We start from the raw sequence: 17742 nt of genomic DNA, 5'->3' as shown, positions 1-17742 counted from the left end.
ACTACTTCCCGTTGCGGCCCTTGGGGCCCTCTGCGTTGTCGTACTTCTCGTACGCGTCGACGATACGGCCGACGAGCTTGTGCCGGACGACATCCTGGGAGGTGAGCCTGGAGAAGTGCACGTCCTCGACACCCTCCAGGATCTCCTGGACCTGGCGGAGACCGCTCTTGGTGCCCGTGGGCAGGTCCACCTGGGTGACGTCGCCGGTGACGACGATCTTCGAGTCGAAGCCGAGGCGGGTGAGGAACATCTTCATCTGCTCGGCGCTGGTGTTCTGCGCCTCGTCCAGGATGATGAAGGCGTCATTCAGGGTGCGACCACGCATGTATGCCAGCGGCGCGACCTCGATCGTGCCCGCGGCCATCAGCCGTGGGATCGAGTCGGGGTCGAGCATGTCGTGCAGGGCGTCGTAGAGCGGGCGCAGATACGGGTCGATCTTGTCGAAGAGCGTGCCGGGCAGGAAGCCGAGCCGCTCCCCCGCCTCGACGGCGGGCCTGGTCAGGATGATCCGGCTGACCTGCTTGGACTGCAGGGCCTGGACCGCCTTGGCCATGGCGAGATAGGTCTTGCCGGTACCCGCGGGGCCGATGCCGAAGACGATGGTGTGCTTGTCGATCGCGTCGACGTACCGCTTCTGGTTGAGCGTCTTGGGCCGGATCGTGCGGCCGCGGCTGGAGAGGATGTTCTGCGTGAGCACCTCCGCGGGGGTCTCCGCGGCCTCCCCGTTGCCGTTCCCGCTCGCCCTGAGCATGGCGATCGAGCGTTCCACAGCGTCCTCCGTCATCGGCAGTCCGGTGCGGAGCACCAGCACCATCTCGTCGAACAGGCGCTGGATCAGGGCGACGTCCGTCGCACTTCCAGTCGCGTTTATCTCGTTGCCCCGGACATGGATGTCGACGGCCGGGAACGCCGTTTCGATCACGCGCAGCAGCGAATCGCCCGACCCCAGCAGCATCACCATGGGGTGTGCGGCCGGAATGCTGATCTGGGCCCGCGCCTGCGGCTGTGTAGGTGACTGAGTCATGGGCCGGCCCTCGGGCCTGCGCATACCTCCCGTTGCAGGGCCGTCGCTGCTCGACCGCCTCTGGACTACCAGCGTACGACTCACCGCCGACATCGCAGAGAGGTTTTACCCGGTGATCATCAGCCCTTCACTGACGGAAGCCGATGGTCGGGACGGCGCGGCGCAGGGGCCATGCCCTGCTCGTGGCGGGCAGCAGCTCCTCCAGGAAGGCATAGCGCTCCAGTGCCGCCGGGTCCTGACCGGCGGTGGTGCGTACCTGCTGCCACCACCCGGCGATCTCCGCCCATCCGGGCGCGGACAGTGATCCGCCGAACTCCTGGACGGACAGGGCGGCCGTCAGTCCGGCGAAGGCGAGCCGGTCGGCGAGCGGCCAGCCGGCCAGCGTCCCGGTGACGAATCCGGCGACGAAGACGTCGCCCGCTCCGGTGGGGTCCAGGGCCTCCACCTCGATGGCGGGCACCTCGGCGGCAGTGCCGGCCACCCGGTCGACCGCGTACGCCCCTTCCGCGCCGAGGGTGACCACGGCGAGCGGCACCCGCTCGGTCAGGGCGTGGGCGGCGGCGCGGGGGCAGTCGGTGCGCGTGTAGCGCATGGCCTCCTCGGCGTTGGGCAGGAAGGCCAGGCAGTGTCCGAGGTCCGGCAGGGCGTCCAGGTCCCAGCGGCCGGTCTCGTCCCAGCCGACGTCGGCGAAGACCATCGCGCCGTTCCTGGCCGCTGCGGCCACCCAGGGCTCACTGCGGCCGGGGGTCAGCGAGGCGACGGCGGCACGGGCGCGCGGCGGGCAGTGCGGGAGCGTACGGCCGGGCACCGCGGAGGCGTCCGGGGCCGGGGCCTCATGACCGTGCGAGACCATCGTGCGCTCGCCCTCGTACGCCATGGAGACGGTGACGGGCGAGTGCCAGCCGGGAACCGTGCGCGACATGGACAGGTCGATGCCCTCGCCCTGTTCGAGGGCGTCCCAGCAGTACTCGCCGTAGTGGTCGTCGCCGAACGCGGCGGCCAGCGAGGTGTGCAGGCCGAGCCGGGCGAGCGCGGTGGCCATGTTGGCGACGCCTCCGGGGCTGGATCCCATCCCCCGCGCCCAGGACTCGGTCCCGCGCACCGGTGCGCTGTCCAGTCCGGTGAAGATGATGTCCAGGAAGACCGTGCCGGTCAGGTAGACGTCACAGGCCGGATCCTGCGGGGCGCGCAGCCCGAGCAGCGGGTCGATGCCTGGATTGGTTGTGCTCACCGTGCGCTCCCCGGCTGTGGCAGATCTGAACAGTGCGAATCCGGCCAGTGTGCCGGATCCGCCTTCACATCCGGAGGGTCCGCGCCGCACCGCGCATCTCCACTCCCACCTGCATAAACATGCGCTGCTACCCGGCCTGATTATGCATAAACCTTTATGTGACCCAGATCACAACGAGCCGACTTTCCGCTGCCAGGGCGCGCTTGATACAAATTGCCCCGCGAGCACCGATCGGGACGGTCGACGACGAGTGCCGCTTCTCCCGCGTTTCCCGCTCCACCCTCCCCTGCCCCACCCCTGCCTTGCCCTCCCCTGCCTTGCCCCGCTCCACCCTCCCCTGCCCTCTTCCGCCTCTTCTGGCATGTCCTCAGGAACGCCCATGTCCTCGCGCCCCCGCGCCGCGTGGCCCCTGGTAGCCGTCTTCACCGCCGGTTACCTCGCCGCCTACCTGCTCCCCACCATCGTCGGCCGGCTCAACACCTATCTGGGGCTGAGTTCGGCCCAGGCCGGTCTGGTCGGCAGCGCCCTCCTGCTCAGCTCGGCCTCGGCCGGCTTCGCGCTTGCGGGACGCGTCGAGAGATACGGGTCGCGGAGACCGGCGCGCGCGGGGCTGCTGCTCGCCGCGCTCGGCTACGGCTGCGCGGCACTGACCACGTCGGTGCCGCTGGTGATCCTGGGCGTCGTGATCGGTGGATTCGGCTCCGGTACGGCGACCGCCGTCGCGGCGTCCGGCATCGCCGCGCAGCACGACCCGCACCGGACCTCGTCGCTCGGGCTGCTCAGCGTCTCCGCCACGGCGGGAGCCCTCTACCTGACGGTCCCCCACCTGGGCGGCGGCCACCGGCTTCCCTTCGCCTCCATCGCGCTGGTCGCCCTGCTCGTCTGGCCCGCCACCTCCCGGCTGGGCGGCCCCACTCCAGCGGGCGGGACGTCCTCGGTGCGGGGACGGCTGCCGCACCGGCGGTCGGGACTGGTACTGGCGGGCGGGATGCTCGTCTGGTCCATGGCGCAGAACGCCCTGTGGGGCGTGAGCAGCCGCATCGGCGCCGACCAGGTGGGGCTGTCGGAGGTGACCATCGGCGCCGTGTTCGCGGCCGCCCTGGGTGCGGGACTGCTCGGCGTGATGGGCGCGGGCGCACTGGGGGCGCGGCTCGGACGGGCGGTGCCGATCGGGCTCGGAACGATGATCATCGCGGGGAGCATCGTGCTCAGCTCCTCGGCCGAGGACCTGGGCTCCTTCGCGACCGGTGAGATCGCGTGGAACACCTTCTATCCGGTGGTCCTGTCGTATCTGATCGGGCTGGCGGCCTCGCTGGACGTACGCGGCCGCTGGGCGGTCCTGGCGGGTTCGGCGGCGTCGGTCGGCACCGCCTGCGGCCCCCTCCTCGGCAGCGTGCTCTCCCAGCAGGCGGGCTACGCGGTGATGGGGCTGATCCTGGGCGCCGCGACCCTCCTGGTCGCGGCCCCCGTCACCGCGGTGGCCCTGCACACCGGCGGCAGGCCGCTGGTGCCCGGTTCCGTACGGCGCAGGGGTGGAGCCCCCGCCGCACTGCTCGCCGCCACGACCAACAGCCTGTCCGGCGCGGTGCCCAAGCTCGGCGCACCGGAGCAGGCGGTCACGGAGATCAGCATGCCCGCCCTGCGGCGCAGGCGGCTGGCGCGGAGCGCCTTCCGGACGGCTGGACCGGACGGCGGGACCGGTCAGTCGAACGCGTACGCCTCGACCTCGGAGAGGTAGCGCGCCCTGCGTTCCTCGTCGTGGTCGAGGAACGCCGCCTCGAAGGAGTTGCGGGCCAGGGTGCGCAGCTGCTCGCGGTCCAGGCCGAGCGCCTCGTGCACGGCGCGGAAGGTGTCTCCGACGTATCCGCCGAAGTAGGCGGGGTCGTCGGAGTTCACCGTGCAGAGCAGCCCCGCGTCCATCATGGACCGCAGCGGGTGCTGCTCCAGGACGTCGATGGCGCGCAGCCGTACGTTGGACAGCGGGCAGAGCGTCAGCGGGATGCGCTCGGAGACCAGCCTGTCCACCAGGTCCGGGTCCTCCATGCAGCGCAGGCCGTGGTCGATGCGCTCGACGCCGAGTACGTCGAGGGCCTCCCGGATGTACTCCGGCGGGCCCTCCTCCCCGGCGTGGGCGACCTTGCGCAGACCGAGGGCCGTGGCCGCCGCGTACACCTCACGGAACTTCGCGGGCGGGTGGCCGACCTCCGCGGAGTCCAGGCCCACCGCGCTGATGCGGTTCAGGTACGGCTTCGCGGCGTCCAGGGTCTCCAGTGCCGACTCCGCGGACTTGTCGCGCAGGAAGCACATGATCAGCTGGGTGGAGATGCCGTGCGTCTCCTCACTGCGGTCCAGCGCCCTGCCGAGACCCTCGATGACGGTGCCGATCGGGACGCCGCGGTCGGTGTGGGCCTGCGGGTCGAAGAAGATCTCCGCGTGCCGGACGCCCTGGGCGGCGGCGCGGGCGAGATAGGCGTCGGCCAGTTCGGCGAAGTCGTCCTCGGTGCGCAGCACCGCCATGAGCGCGTAGTACAGGTCGAGGAAGGTCTGCAGGTCGTCGAAGAGGTACGCCTCGCGCAGCTCCTCGGTGTCCGCGTAGGGCAGGTCCACGCCGTTGCGCGCGGCGAGTGCGAAGGCCAGCTCGGGTTCGAGGGTTCCTTCGATGTGGAGGTGGAGTTCGGCTTTGGGGAGGTGCACGGGGTTCTCGTTACGTGTGGCGGGTGGGTACCGGGACCCTGATCAGGTCCTGGGCGATGGTCAGTTCGCCTTCGAAACCGGCTGCCCTGGCCTGGCGTTCGAAGGCGTCGGGGTCGGTGTAGCGCTGGGAGAAGTGCGTCAGCACGAGGTGCCGTACGCCGGACTCCGTCGCCACCCGGGCCGCCTGGCCGGCGGTGAGGTGGCCGTGGTCGGCGGCGAGCCGGCCGTCCTCGTCGAGGAACGTCGACTCGATGACCAGCATGTCGCATCTCTCGGCGAGGGCGAAGGCGCCGTCGCAGAGCCGGGTGTCCATGACGAACGCGAAGCGCTGTCCGCGGCGGGTCTCGGAGACCTCGTCCAGCGGGATGCCGCGCAGGACTCCGTCCCGCTGGATCCGTCCGACGTCGGGCCCCGTGATGCCGTGCTCGGCCAGCTTCGCGGGCAGCATGCGCAGCCGGTCGGGCTCGGTGAGGCGGTAGCCGTAGGACTCGACGGGGTGCGAGAGCCGGTGGCCGTCGAGGGTGTACGCGTCGGTGGTGGCGAGGACGCCGTCCGCGGCAACCGGGGCCTCGGTCAGCTCGACCGACTCGCGGTAGGCCGTCGCGTACCGCAGCCGGTCGAAGAAGCGCTGTCCGCTCGCCGGGAAGTGGGCGGTGACGGGGTGCGGGACCCGGTCGAGGTTGATCCGCTGGATCACCCCCGCCAGACCCAGCGAGTGGTCGCCGTGGAAGTGCGTGACGCAGATGCGGTCGATGTCGTGCGCGGCGACGCCCGCCCGCAGCATCTGCCGCTGAGTTCCCTCACCGGGATCGAAGAGGATGCCCTGTCCGTCCCAGCGCAGCAGATAGCCGTTGTGGTTGCGGTGACGGGTCGGCACCTGGCTGGCGGTGCCGAGGACCACGAGTTCTCGTACGGACACGGGTGAGGGGCCCTAACCGGGGGGCCACTGCATCCCGCGGCCACCCAGGACGTGGGCGTGCGCGTGGAAGACGGTCTGGCCTGCGCCCGCACCGGTGTTGAGGACGATGCGGTATCCGCTCTCGGTGATCTTCTCGTCGGCGGCGACCAGTCCCGCCTCGCGCAGCACGTCGGCGGCGGTCTGCGGGTCGCCGGCGGCGAGCGCGGCGGCGTCCGGGTAGTGCGCCTTGGGGATGACCAGGACGTGTGTCGGGGCCTGGGGGTTTATGTCGCGGAAGGCGACGGTCGTCTCGCTCTCGCGGACGATGGTCGCCGGGATGTCCCCGGTAACGATCTTGCAGAACAGGCAGTCGGTCTGCGGCTCTCCCGCCATGGCCCGGCCTCCTCGGTCGTTCGGTCCTCGTGATCAGTACACCGGCATGCTATCGGCCCGGGCCGGGGCACGGGGCGGCTCTCAGCTCCAGCGCCCGGTGCGTCCCATCAGCAGTGCCGCCGCGGCCGTCCCGGCGGTCGAGGTGCGCAGGACACTGGGGCCGAGCCGGTAGGCGGGTGCCCCCGCCTCGGCGAAGGCGGCGAGTTCCTGGGGGGACACCCCGCCCTCCGGGCCGACGACCAGCACGACGGTGCCGTGGGCGGGGAGTCCGGCGGTGGCGAGCGGCTCGCTGTCGCCGGCCCGGTCCTCGTGCAGGACGCCCGCGAAGTCCGCGGCGGCCAGCAGGGCGGTGACCTGTCTGGTCGTCATGACCTCCGCCACCTCGGGGAAGCGGACCCGGCGCGACTGCTTCCCCGCCTCACGCGCGGTGCTGCGCCACTTGGCGAGGGACTTGAGCCCCCGGTCGCCCTTCCACTGAGTGATGCAGCGCGCGGCCTGCCAGGGCACGATCGCGTCGACGCCCGTCTCGGTCATCGTCTCCACGGCGACCTCGCCGCGGTCGCCCTTGGGCAGGGCCTGGACGACGGTGAGGAACGGGGTGGGCGCGGGCTCCTCGTGGACGCTCTCGAGACCGGTGACCACGAGCCGGTCCTTGCCCTCGGCCGCCCGTACGACACCTTCCGCCCAGCGTCCCCGCCCGTCGGTCAGGACCACGTCCTCCCCCGGGTTCAGCCGCTTCACGGAGACGGCGTGCCGTCCCTCGGGTCCGTCCAGGACGAACTCCGGCCCCCCGGGCAGCTGTTCGACGACGAAGACCGGTGCCGTCACTGGGCACTCCTCACACTCACTGCCGCACGCGCGGCTTCCGTTTCGGCGGCGAGCAGACCCACGAGCTCCCCGGCGGGCAGCTCGCGTGCCAGCCGGTGTCCCTGGCCCGCCCACAGGGCCATCCCCTGGGCGTCCCCTGCCTCGGCGGCGGCCCGGCGCAGCCCGCTGGTCAGCTGGTGCACCTGCGGGTAGGCGGCGGGGGCGTACGGGCCGTGCTCCCGGACGAACCGGTTGACCAGCCCGCGCGCGGGACGCCCGGAGAAGGCACGGGTCAGGGCCGTGGTCACGAACAGCGGGTTGGTCAGGGCCTGTTTGTGCAGCGGGTGTGCCCCGGACTCGGGGCAGGGCAGGAACGCCGTACCGAGCTGGGCCGCGTCGGCCCCGGCCGCCAGCACGGCGGTGATCTGCGAGCCGCGCATCAGTCCGCCTGCCGCGAGGACGGGCAGCCGCACGGACTCGCGGACCTCGGAGATCAAGGAAAGCAGCCCGGTTCCGGTGGAGCCGGCCTGCGGGTCGTCGCGGTGCGTGGACTGGTGACCGCCCGCTTCGACACCCTGGACACAGAGGGCGCCGGCCCCCGACCACTGCGCGTTCCGCGCCTCCTGCGGTGAGGTGACCGTGACGACGGTGAGCGTCCCGGCGTCGGCGAACGCCTGGAGCACCTCACGGGTGGGGCATCCGAACGTGAAGGAGACCACGGGTACGGGGTCCTCCAGCAGGATCGCCACCTTGGCCTCGTAGGCGTCGTCCCCGCTGGAGTCCGGGTCACCGAGGGGGGTCTCGTACCAGGCGGCCTCGCCTGCGAGCTGGTGGCGGTAGACCTCCACGGCGCCGGGGTCGGCGACCGGTGGCTGCGGCATGAAGAGGTTGACGCCGAAGGCGAGCCCGGTCAGCCTCCGGAGCTGCTTGACCTCGTTGTACATCCCGTCGGCCGTCTTGTAGCCGGCGGCGAGGAATCCGATCCCGCCGGCCTCGGCCACGGCTGCGGCCAGCTCCGGCCGGGAGGCGCCGCCCGCCATCGGGGCCTGCACGATGGGGTACCGGCAGAGATCGGTCAGCGCCAAGGACATGAGCGCATCGTGCCACGTCCGGAGGATCGTGCCGAATCAGCGGTCACACCCCTGCGAACGGGCCCCGGACACACGGCACCGCCCGCCGGCAGGAGACCGGCGGGCGGTGCGGTGACAGGGTTCAGCGGCCGTTGAAGGCGTCCTTCAGGCGGGAGAAGAGCCCCTGCTGCCCCGGCTGGAACTGCCCGGTGGGCCGCTCCTCACCACGCAGCTTGGACAGCTCCCGCAGGAGGCGCTCCTGCTCGGGGTCCATCTTCGTCGGGGTCATCACCTCGACGTGCACGATCAGGTCCCCGCGCCCGCCACCACGCAGATGCGTGATGCCGCGCCCGTGCAGCGGGACCGACTGCCCGGACTGGGTGCCCGGCCTGATGTCGATCTCCTCCAGGCCGTCCAGCGTCTCCAGAGGCACCTGGGTGCCGAGGGCCGCCGCCGTCATCGGGATGGTGACCGTGCAGTGCAGATCGTCACCACGCCGCTGGAACACGGCGTGGGGCAGCTCGTGGATCTCGACGTACAGGTCGCCGGCGGGGCCGCCGCCGGGGCCGACCTCGCCCTCGCCCGCGAGCTGGATCCGGGTGCCGTTGTCGACACCGGCCGGGATCTTCACGGTCAGGGTGCGCCTCGACCGGATGCGGCCGTCGCCGGCGCACTCGGGGCACGGGGTCGGGACGACCGTGCCGAAGCCCTGGCACTGCGGGCAGGGCCGGGAGGTCATGACCTGGCCGAGGAAGGACCTCGTGACCTGGGACACCTCACCACGGCCGCGGCACATGTCACAGGTCTGCGCGGAGGTGCCGGGTGCGGCGCCCTCGCCACTGCAGGTCGTACAGACGACCGCCGTGTCGACCTGGATGTCCTTGGTCGTGCCGAAGGCCGCCTCGGAGAGGTCGATCTCCAGGCGGATCATCGCGTCCTGGCCGCGCCGGGTGCGCGAACGGGGTCCGCGCTGCGACGCCGTGCCGAAGAACGCGTCCATGATGTCGCTGAAGTTGCCGAAGCCGCCGGCTCCGAACCCTCCCGCGCCACCGCCGCCGCCAGAGGCGGACAGCGGGTCGCCGCCGAGGTCGTAGACCTGCTTCTTCTGCGGGTCCGACAGCACCTCGTAAGCGGCGTTGATCTCCTTGAACCGCTCCTGGGTCTTCGGATCCGGGTTGACATCCGGGTGCAGCTCGCGGGCGAGCCGACGGAATGCCTTCTTGATCTCGTCCTGGGATGCGTCGCGGCGTACGCCTAGTACGGCGTAGTAGTCCGTGGCCACTTACGACTCCGCCAGGATCTGTCCGACGTAACGTGCCACTGCGCGTACCGCTCCCATCGTTCCGGGGTAGTCCATGCGGGTCGGTCCGACCACGCCGAGTTTGGCGACTGCCTCGTCGCCCGAACCGTAGCCGACCGCGACGACGGACGTGGAGTTGAGGCCCTCATGGGCGTTCTCGTGCCCGATCCGTACGGTCATGCCCGAATCCGTTGCCTCACCCAGCAGCTTCAGCAGCACGACCTGCTCCTCCAGTGCCTCCAGCACCGGCCGGATCATCACAGGGAAGTCGTGCCCGAAGCGGGTGAGGTTGGAGGTGCCGCCGATGATCAGCCGCTCCTCCGTCTCTTCGACCAGGGTCTCGAGAAGGACGGAGAGCACCGTCGACACGGTTCCCCGGTCCTCGGTCTCGAAGGACTCCGGAAGGTCCTGCACCAGTCGGGGCACGTCCGCGAAGCGTCGTCCGACGACCCGGCTGTTGAGCCGGGCCCGCAGATCGGCCAGCGACATGTCACCGAACGGAGCAGGGCAGTCGATCATACGTTGTTCGACCCGGCCCGTGTCCGTGATCAGCACGAGCATCAGCCGGGCCGGAGCCAGCGACAGCAACTCCACGTGCCGGACCGTCGACCGGGTCAGCGAGGGGTACTGCACGACGGCGACCTGTCTGGTCAGCTGCGCGAGCAGCCGGACCGTGCGGCCCACGACGTCGTCGAGGTCGACCGCGCCGTCGAGGAAGTTCTGGATGGCCTTGCGCTCCGGCGACGACAGGGGCTTGACGCCCGCGAGTCTGTCGACGAAGAGACGGTAGCCCTTGTCCGTCGGGATACGCCCCGCACTCGTGTGCGGCTGGGCGATGAAGCCCTCGTCCTCCAGCACCGCCATGTCGTTGCGGACGGTCGCCGGGGAGACCCCGAGGCTGTGCCGCTCCGTGAGCGCCTTGGAGCCGACGGGCTCCTCGGTGCCGACATAGTCCTGGACGATGGCGCGCAGCACTTCGAGTCTGCGTTCACTGAGCACCGCGCACACCTCCAGCTGTGGTTCTCCGGCGTCTGCCTGGCACTCTGTGCGTTCGAGTGCCAGCAATCCCCCCGGTCAGTGTACGGGGGGAGGGTGGTCCCGGGGCAAGGCCGACCGGCCACGCCCTCGCGGGACTGCGCAGGTCGTTGCCGATAGCGTCGCCGTATGGACGTCTCTTGGGAAGAGTTCGGCTGGGAGCGGTTGGGCAACGGTACGGGGCGGCGACGCCTTCCCGTCTGGGACGCGACCGCCGCGCTGGTGGCCGGGGCGGACGGTGTGCTGCTCTACGACACGGGTTCGACGCTCCGGGAGGGCGTCGAGCTGCGCTCCCAGGCGGAGGGCATGCTGGGCCGGAGGGTGACGCATATCGCATTGAGTCATCCGCACTTCGACCACGTGCTGGGCACGGCCGCGTTCTCCGGGGCGGAGGTCTACGGAGCGGTCGGCACAGCGGATCTACTGGGGCGGGGCGCCGCGGAACTGCGCGCGGACGCGCTGCGGCACGGCATGAGTGAGGCCGACGCCACAGCGGCGACGGACGCGCTGGTGGCCCCGCGGCATCAGGTGAGCGGCGAGTGGACGCTCGACCTCGGTGGCGGGCTCCAGGTGCTGCTGGCCAATGTGGGCCCCGGGCACAGCGGTCACGACCTCGCGGTGCTGGTTCCGGGCTCACCCGTCGTGGTGCTCTGCGGCGACCTGGTCGAGGAGTCCGGCGAACCGCAGGCGGGCCGGGACGCGGTCCCCTCGCACTGGCCTGCGGCGCTGGACCGGCTGCTGGAGCTCGGCGGCGAGGACGCCTTGTACGTACCGGGACACGGGGCGGTGGTGGACGCGGCGTTCGTACGGGCGCAGCGCGCCCGACTGGCCGCCCGCTTCGGCGTGTCGTGAAAGGGCGTCCGCTTATCGTCGTGCCATGCGCAGCTACCAGCCGGATCTGACCCCGCCGTGGAAGAAGTCCGCTCCCGCCCCCGAGGTCCCCGCAGAACCCGATCTGGTCGTCGAGGAGGCCGCCACCGGCTTCTGCGGTGCGGTGATCCACTGCGAGAAGACGGCTCAGGGGCCGACGGTCACATTGGAGGACCGCTTCGGCAAGCACCGGGTCTTCCCGATGGAGCCGCGTGGTTTCCTGCTGGAGGGCAGGGTGGTCACCCTGGTGCGCCCGTCGGCCGGCGGCCCCGTCCGCCCCTCACGTACGGCCTCCGGTTCGGTGGCGGTCCCCGGGGCGCGGGCACGGGTGGCGCGGGCGGGCCGCATCTACGTGGAGGGGCGGCACGACGCCGAGCTCGTCGAGCGGGTCTGGGGCGACGACCTGCGCATCGAGGGCGTGGTGGTGGAGTACCTGGAGGGCGTCGACGACCTCCCGGCGATCGTGCGGGAGTTCTCGCCCGGGCCGGACGCCCGGCTCGGTGTCCTGGTCGACCACCTGGTTCCCGGTTCGAAGGAGTCCCGGATCGCCGCCCAGGTCACCGACGCGCACGTGCTGGTGGTGGGACATCCGTACATCGATGTCTGGGAGGCCGTGAAGCCCTCGTCCGTGGGTATCCCCGGCTGGCCGGTGGTGCCGCGCGGTCAGGACTGGAAGACGGGCGTGTGCCGTGCGCTGGGCTGGCCGGAGAACACGGGTGCGGCATGGCAGCGCATTCTCTCCGGGGTCGGCTCGTACAAGGACCTGGAGCCGCAGCTGCTGGGCCGTGTCGAGGAATTGATCGACTTCGTCACCCTTCCCTCCTGACGCCCCCGGCACGGGCCCGGCCGTGACGACCGGGCCCGTGCCCTCAGTCCACCAGGTCCCGCACCACGGCGTCGGCCAGCAGCCGGCCCCGCAGTGTGAGGACCGCGCGCCCCTCGCCGTACGGTCCGGGCTCCAGCAGCCCGTCCGCGACCGCGCGGCCGGCCGCCGCCAGGCCCGCGGGGGCGAGCAGCGACAGCGGGCAGCCCTCGACGAGCCGCAGTTCCAGCAGGATGCGCTCGACCCGCCGGTCCTCGTCGCCGAGAACCTCACGTCCGGCGCCGGGCGAGCGGCCCTCGGCCAGGGCCTGCGCGTAGGCCCCGGGGTGCTTGACGTTCCACCAGCGGACCCCGCCGACGTGGCTGTGGGCCCCGGGGCCGGCACCCCACCAGTCGGCACCACGCCAGTACAGCTCGTTGTGCAGGCAGCGGCCCTCGGGCGTGCGGGACCAGTTCGAGACCTCGTACCAGGAGAAGCCCGCAGCCGCCATCGCCTCGTCGGCGATCAGGTAGCGGTCGGCGTGGACGTCGTCGTCCGTCATCGGGACCTCGCCCCGGCGGATGCGGCGGGCGAGCTGGGTCCCCTCCTCGACGATCAGCGCGTACGCCGACACGTGGTCGGGCCCGGCGCCGATCGCGGCGTCGAGGGAGGCCCGCCAGTCGTCGTCGGACTCGCCGGGGGTCCCGTAGATCAGGTCCAGGTTGACGTGCTCGAAACCGGCCGCACGGGCCTCGGCGACGCATGCCTCGGGCCTGCCGGGCGTATGGGTGCGGTCGAGGACTTTCAGGACGTGCTGCCGGGCGCTCTGCATACCGAAGGAGACCCGGTTGAAGCCCCCCTCCCGCAGCGCCGTGAGATACGCCGGATCGACGGACTCCGGATTGGCCTCCGTGGTGATCTCGGCGTCCTCGGCCAGCCCGAACTCCTCACGGATCGCCGCGAGCATCCGGACGAGGTCGTCGGCGGGCAGCAGCGTCGGCGTACCGCCGCCGACGAAGACCGTGCGGACGGGGCGGGGGTCGTCGCCGAGGACCTTGCGGGCCTGGCGGACCTCCTCGATCAGATGGGCCGCGTAGTTGTCCCTGGAGGCCAGGGCGCCGCCGGAACCGCGCAGCTCGGTCGCGGTGTAGGTGTTGAAGTCGCAGTAGCCGCAGCGGGTGGCGCAGTAGGGAACGTGCAGGTAGAAGCCGAGCGGCCGGCCGGCGGCGCCTTCCAGGGCATGGCGGGGCAGCGCCCCGTCGTCGGGCACGGGTTCACCATCGGGCAGTACGGAAGGCATACCGTCCATTGTCACTCGTCGGCGGAGCTGCCCCGCACGCCTGCCTCTCGACGGCTGTCACCTGGCTGCCGCGGCGGCGCCCGGCCCGTCCGCGTCCCCGTCGACCTGGATCACGAGCAGGGCCAGGTCGTCGTCGGGCGGGCGCTCGGCGAAGGCGTGCACGGCCTGTTTGATCCGGTCGGCCGTCGCGGCTGCCGAGAGCCCCGCGCAGCCCGCGAGGACCCGCGCGAGACCGTCGTCGTCGTCGAACATCAGCCGCCCCGAGCGCCGCTCCGTCACTCCGTCGGTGACGCAGAGCAGGCTGTCGCCGGGAGCCAGGTCGAAGCTCTGACTCCCGTACGCCACGTCCTCGACGACTCCGAGAAGCACCTGCGGCTCGGCGGCCGGGTGTACGGAGCCGTCGGGGCGCAGCAGCAGCGGGAGCGGATGGCCGGCGCTCGCCACGGTGCAGCGCACGCCGCCGCCCGGCTGTGGCACGAGGTCGCCGTACAGGAGGGAGAGGAAGCGGGACTGGGAGCCGTCCTGCATCTGCTCGCCGCCCTGGATCTGCTGGCCGCCCGCCGCGGCGACCATGAGAGCGGCTGCCTCGGCCGCCTCCATGGCGTCGTCCAGGAGGAGCCGGTTGAGCCGGTCGAGGACCTCGCCTACGCGGTAGCCCTCCCGGGACAGCAGGCGCAGCCAGGGCCGCGCGAGGCCGGTGACGACGGCGGCTTCCGGGCCGCTGCCCTGGACGTCGCCGAGCACGAAGCACCAGCGGCCGCCGGGGCACGGGAACAGGTCGTAGAAGTCACCGCCGACCACGCCGTCGTCCCCCGGCTCGTACACCAGCGCGCTGGTGACCCCGGGTATCTCGGCCACCTTGCTCGGCAGCAGTCCCCGCTGCAGGATGCGGCTGATGGTGGCCTGACGGGTGTAGGCGCGGGCGGCGCCCACGGCGAGGCCGACCCTGCGTACGAAGTCCGCGAGGAGCGCGGCGACCTCGTCGGGGATGTGGTCGGTGCCCTCGCGGCCCACGAGGACGGCGCCGAGCGTACGCCCGCCCGAGATGATGCGGTGGGCGAGCGCGGCTCCCGTGACGTCCCCGCGCTCCGTCGTGGCGCCTCCCGGCCACGGGATGGGCACGGGGCGGGTACCGACGCTCCCGGGTAAGCGGACCGGCTCCTTCTGAAGCGCGGGGCGCAGCAGCTCGGCCCGCGCCTCGTCGCGGTGCCAGACCCCCGCGAGCCTGGGTGCGGCCGCCGGTCCACCGCCCTCGCTCTCCAGCCATATCGCGCACCAGTCGGCGAGCCTGGGCACCAGGAGCGGCCCCGCCGTGGATGCCACCAGGTCCTCGTCGAGCTGGCCCGCGAGGAGGCCGGACGCCTCGGCGAGGAAGGAGGGCCCGCCGCGGCCGGCCCAGCCCGCGTCGTCGCGCGCGGCGTGTCCGGCCGGCGGGGTGAGGGGCCCTTTGGCGCGCGGGTCACGCCCGCGGGCGGCGTCGTCGCCGGCCGGGGTGTCGGGCAGTCCGTAGCGGTCGTCACCGGGCAGGCGGGCCCAGACGGTCTTGAGGCCGGTGCGGTAGGTGATGCCCCAGGATTCCGCGAGGGTGGCGACGAGCTGAAGTCCCCGGCCGTACTCGGCTGGGTCGGGGCGCTCGGCCCGGCCGTCGCGCACCGACCGGGCGGGATGGTGGTCGGTGATCTCCAGCACCAGCGCGGCGGGCTCGGGTCCGGCGGAGTCCTCCAGCCTGAGGAGCAGCTCGACCGCCGTCCCGGCGTGCACGACCGCGTTGGTGACCAGTTCGCTGGCCACGGTCAGCGCGTCGTCGGTGAGCCGTTCGCCGAACTCACCGACGGTCGGCAGGCCGAGCCCGGTCCAGTCGGCAAGCGCGGCCCTGACGAATCTGCGGGCCGCGGCCGAAGCCTGCGGGATGCCGGGCAGGCTCGTGCGGGCGACCGGACGCCGGTCGTCGCCCTGACCTGCGACGACGGCGCCGGGACGCTGGACGATGTCCCGCTGCAAGGGTATGGGCCCCACGGTGCGGCTCCTGACGATCTCGCGAAACGCCGCTGACGTATCTCGACAGAGTGACAGACCGGGCGTTCCCATAAGCGCCGAGTGACGGAACTTCCCGGGGCCGGGCGGAAACGGGCCGGGGCCGGCGGGTGCTCGCGCACCCGCCGGCCCCGGTCCGGAGTCACGCCTCGGCCGTCACGCCTCGCGGGAGCCCGCGTACATGTCGTCGATGAGGTCCTTGTACTCGCGCTCCACGACCGGCCGCTTCAGCTTGAGGCTGGGGGTCAGCTCTCCGTGCTCGATGTCGAGGTCGCGCGGCAGGAGCCGGAACTTCTTGATGGTCTGCCAGCGCTGCAGTCCCTCGTTGAGCCGCTTCACGTAGCCCTCGATGAGCTCGACGGCCTGCGGGGAGGCCACCACGTCGGCGTACGGCTTGCCGCCCAGACCGTTCTCCTCCGCCCAGCCGAGGATGGTCGGCTCGTCGAGCGAGATGAGGGCGGTGCAGAAGTTGCGGTCCGCGCCGTGCACCAGGATGTTGGAGACGAACGGGCACACGGCCTTGAACTGCCCCTCGACCTCCGCGGGGGCGATGTACTTGCCGCCGGAGGTCTTGATCAGGTCCTTCTTGCGGTCGGTGATCCGCAGGTAGCCGTCCTCGGAGAGCTCGCCGATGTCGCCGGTGTGGAACCAGCCGTCGGACTCCAGCACCTCCGCGGTCTTCTCGGGCAGCCGGTGGTAGCCCTCCATCAGGCCGGGTCCGCGCAGGAGGATCTCGCCGTCGTCGGCGATCCGGACCTCGGTGCCGGGGAGCGGCTTGCCCACGGTGCCGGTGCGGTAGGCCTCGCCCGGGTTGACGAAGGACGCGGCGCTGGACTCCGTGAGTCCGTAGCCCTCCAGGATGTGGATGCCCGCTCCGGAGAAGAAGAGACCGATGTCGGGGGCGAGGGCCGCCGAGCCGGAGATGCAGGCTCGGAGCCTTCCGCCGAAGGCCTCGCGGATCTTCGCGAAGACGAGGGTGTCGGCGACCTTGTGCTTGGCGCCGAGCGCGAACGGGACGGACGCCCTGCCCGTGCGGCGGAAGTTGTCCTGCGACACCGTGGCGTACTCGCGGGCGACGCCGGACGCCCACTGGAAGATCTTGTACTTGGCGCCGCCGCCGGCCCGCGCCTTGGCCGCGACCCCGTTGTAGACCTTCTCGAAGATGCGGGGAACGGCCGCCATGTAGGTCGGCTGGACCACCGGAAGGTTCTCGATGATCTTGTCGACCCGGCCGTCGACGGCCGTGACGTGACCGACCTCGATCTGGCCGGACGTGAGCACCTTGCCGAAGACGTGCGCGAGCGGCAGCCAGAGGTACTGGACGTCGTCCGCGGTGATCAGGCCGGTCGCCACGGTCGCCCTGGCCATGTACGACCAGTTGTCGTGCGGCAGGCGCACACCCTTGGGGCGGCCGGTGGTGCCCGAGGTGTAGATCAGGGTCGCCAGCTGGTCAGGGGTGATCGCGGCGACCCGGTCGGTGACCGCGTCCGGGTTCTTCACCAGGTGTTCGGCACCCCTGGCCTCGAGCTCGGCCAGGGTGAGGACCCATCCCTCGGGGTCGCCCTCCTCGGACTCGGCGCCGGCCGGGTCGATGACGACGACGTGCGCGAGTTCGGGCAGGGTGTCCCTGTTCGCCCGGGCCTTCGCCAGCTGGGCGGCGTCCTCCGCGATCAGGACGCGGCTGTCGGAGTCGGCCAGGATGAAGGCGGACTCCTCCGTGTTCGTGGAGGGGTAGATCGTCGTGGTCGCCGCGCCCGCGCACATCACGCCGAGGTCGGCGAGGATCCATTCGACGCGGGTGGACGAGGCGAGCGCGACACGCTCCTCCGGCTGGACACCCAGAGCGATCAGGCCGGCCGCGACGGCGTGGACCCGCTCGGCGGCCTGCGCCCAGCTGAGCGACTTCCACTCGTCCGGGCCCTGGCCCGATGCGGCCGGCACCGGGTAGCGGTAGGCCTCCCCGTCGGGGGTGGCCGCCACGCGGTCGATGAAGAGAGTCGCCACGGAGGGCGGTCGGCTATCGATCAGGGTATGTGTGTCGCTCACGACGTCCTCCGGGCATGCGGGCATTGCTACGACCGTCTTATGGGTGCTGCTGCTCGTCTGTCCTGCTTCTCGTTCCCGCTCGGCCTGCTTGTTTAACTGGCGAGTAACTAACGGGGTGGTGATCAGAGTAGAGCGCGGGGCACCGTCGCGTAAGGGGCAACAGGCCGCCGCTTGATAACGAACCGTGCCCCTGCGCCGCGAGTGTCCGCGGCACAGGGGCACGTGGGCCCCGTCCCGG

The 17742-nt window shown here is 71.8% G+C and carries 15 protein-coding genes; 3 read left to right on the top strand and 12 right to left on the bottom strand.

The genetic code is table 11. From position 1 onward, the window contains the following. Nucleotide 1: 1 nt before the first annotated feature. Both JOC24_RS13065 and JOC24_RS13060 read right to left on the bottom strand, forming a co-directional pair. Nucleotides 2-1024, bottom strand: coding sequence for a PhoH family protein (locus tag JOC24_RS13065; RefSeq protein WP_205020387.1), 1023 nt, complete (start codon nucleotides 1022-1024; stop codon nucleotides 2-4). A gap of 127 nt (nucleotides 1025-1151) precedes the next feature. Then, nucleotides 1152-2255 carry a carbohydrate kinase family protein gene (locus JOC24_RS13060; protein WP_205020386.1) on the bottom strand — a complete coding sequence of 368 codons (1104 nt, stop codon included), beginning with the start codon at nucleotides 2253-2255 and terminating at the stop codon, nucleotides 1152-1154. Between the two features lie 379 nt (nucleotides 2256-2634). On the opposite strand from JOC24_RS13060, the gene JOC24_RS13055 reads away from it, so the two are divergent. After that, the gene (locus tag JOC24_RS13055) at nucleotides 2635-3993 is read left to right on the top strand and encodes an MFS transporter (RefSeq protein WP_205020385.1); all 1359 of its coding nucleotides are present in this window, start codon (nucleotides 2635-2637) and stop codon (nucleotides 3991-3993) included. Here JOC24_RS13055 and JOC24_RS13050 read toward each other — a convergent pair. The 7 genes from JOC24_RS13050 to hrcA all read right to left on the bottom strand — a co-directional run bounded on the left by JOC24_RS13050 (nucleotide 3957) and on the right by hrcA (nucleotide 10416). Then, nucleotides 3957-4949, bottom strand: a complete 993-nt coding sequence (locus JOC24_RS13050) for an adenosine deaminase (protein WP_205020384.1) — start codon at nucleotides 4947-4949, stop codon at nucleotides 3957-3959. The two genes, JOC24_RS13055 and JOC24_RS13050, sit on opposite strands and share 37 nt — an antisense overlap. Nucleotides 4950-4959: 10 nt before the next feature. Further along, nucleotides 4960-5868, bottom strand: coding sequence for a ribonuclease Z (locus JOC24_RS13045; RefSeq protein ID WP_205020383.1), 909 nt, complete (start codon nucleotides 5866-5868; stop codon nucleotides 4960-4962). A 12-nt stretch (nucleotides 5869-5880) separates the two neighbouring features. Next, entirely contained in the window at nucleotides 5881-6240 is a 360-nt protein-coding gene (locus tag JOC24_RS13040; protein ID WP_205020382.1) for a histidine triad nucleotide-binding protein, read from the bottom strand. Nucleotides 6241-6321: 81 nt separating this feature from the next. Continuing rightward, nucleotides 6322-7068, bottom strand: coding sequence for a 16S rRNA (uracil(1498)-N(3))-methyltransferase (locus JOC24_RS13035; protein WP_205020381.1), 747 nt, complete (start codon nucleotides 7066-7068; stop codon nucleotides 6322-6324). Beyond that, nucleotides 7065-8138 carry a nitronate monooxygenase gene (locus tag JOC24_RS13030; protein ID WP_205020380.1) on the bottom strand — a complete coding sequence of 358 codons (1074 nt, stop codon included), beginning with the start codon at nucleotides 8136-8138 and terminating at the stop codon, nucleotides 7065-7067. Before JOC24_RS13030 ends, JOC24_RS13035 begins: the two co-directional genes overlap by 4 nt. Before the next feature lie 121 nt (nucleotides 8139-8259). Further along, nucleotides 8260-9399 (bottom strand): molecular chaperone DnaJ, encoded by a 1140-nt coding sequence (gene dnaJ / locus JOC24_RS13025; RefSeq protein WP_205020379.1) that lies wholly within the window; start codon nucleotides 9397-9399, stop codon nucleotides 8260-8262. Next, a complete protein-coding gene (gene hrcA, locus JOC24_RS13020; RefSeq protein WP_205020378.1) occupies nucleotides 9400-10416 on the bottom strand; it encodes a heat-inducible transcriptional repressor HrcA in 1017 nt (338 codons plus the stop codon). It lies immediately after the preceding gene. A 165-nt stretch (nucleotides 10417-10581) separates the two neighbouring features. Here hrcA and JOC24_RS13015 point away from each other — a divergent pair, with 165 nt between their 5' ends. Then, a complete protein-coding gene (locus JOC24_RS13015; RefSeq protein WP_205020377.1) occupies nucleotides 10582-11304 on the top strand; it encodes an MBL fold metallo-hydrolase in 723 nt (240 codons plus the stop codon). Nucleotides 11305-11329: 25 nt separating this feature from the next. Next, the gene (locus JOC24_RS13010) at nucleotides 11330-12148 is read left to right on the top strand and encodes a DUF3097 domain-containing protein (protein ID WP_205020376.1); all 819 of its coding nucleotides are present in this window, start codon (nucleotides 11330-11332) and stop codon (nucleotides 12146-12148) included. 43 nt (nucleotides 12149-12191) lie between these two features. Here JOC24_RS13010 and hemW read toward each other — a convergent pair whose 3' ends face one another. The 3 genes from hemW to JOC24_RS12995 form a co-directional block, all read right to left on the bottom strand. Continuing rightward, on the bottom strand, nucleotides 12192-13424 hold the full coding sequence (gene hemW, locus JOC24_RS13005) for a radical SAM family heme chaperone HemW (RefSeq protein WP_205020375.1): 1233 nt from the start codon (nucleotides 13422-13424) through the stop codon (nucleotides 12192-12194). Nucleotides 13425-13481: 57 nt separating this feature from the next. After that, complete coding sequence (locus JOC24_RS13000) at nucleotides 13482-15440, bottom strand: ATP-binding SpoIIE family protein phosphatase (protein WP_205020374.1); 1959 nt, start codon at nucleotides 15438-15440, stop codon at nucleotides 13482-13484. 174 nt (nucleotides 15441-15614) lie between these two features. Then, nucleotides 15615-17504, bottom strand: a complete 1890-nt coding sequence (locus JOC24_RS12995; protein ID WP_205020373.1) for an AMP-dependent synthetase/ligase — start codon at nucleotides 17502-17504, stop codon at nucleotides 15615-15617. Nucleotides 17505-17742: the final 238 nt, after the last annotated feature.

The organism is Streptomyces sp. HB132, from assembly GCF_016909575.1.
Classification (GTDB): domain Bacteria; phylum Actinomycetota; class Actinomycetes; order Streptomycetales; family Streptomycetaceae; genus Streptomyces.
This window is presented reverse-complemented; position numbering and strand designations above follow the sequence as displayed.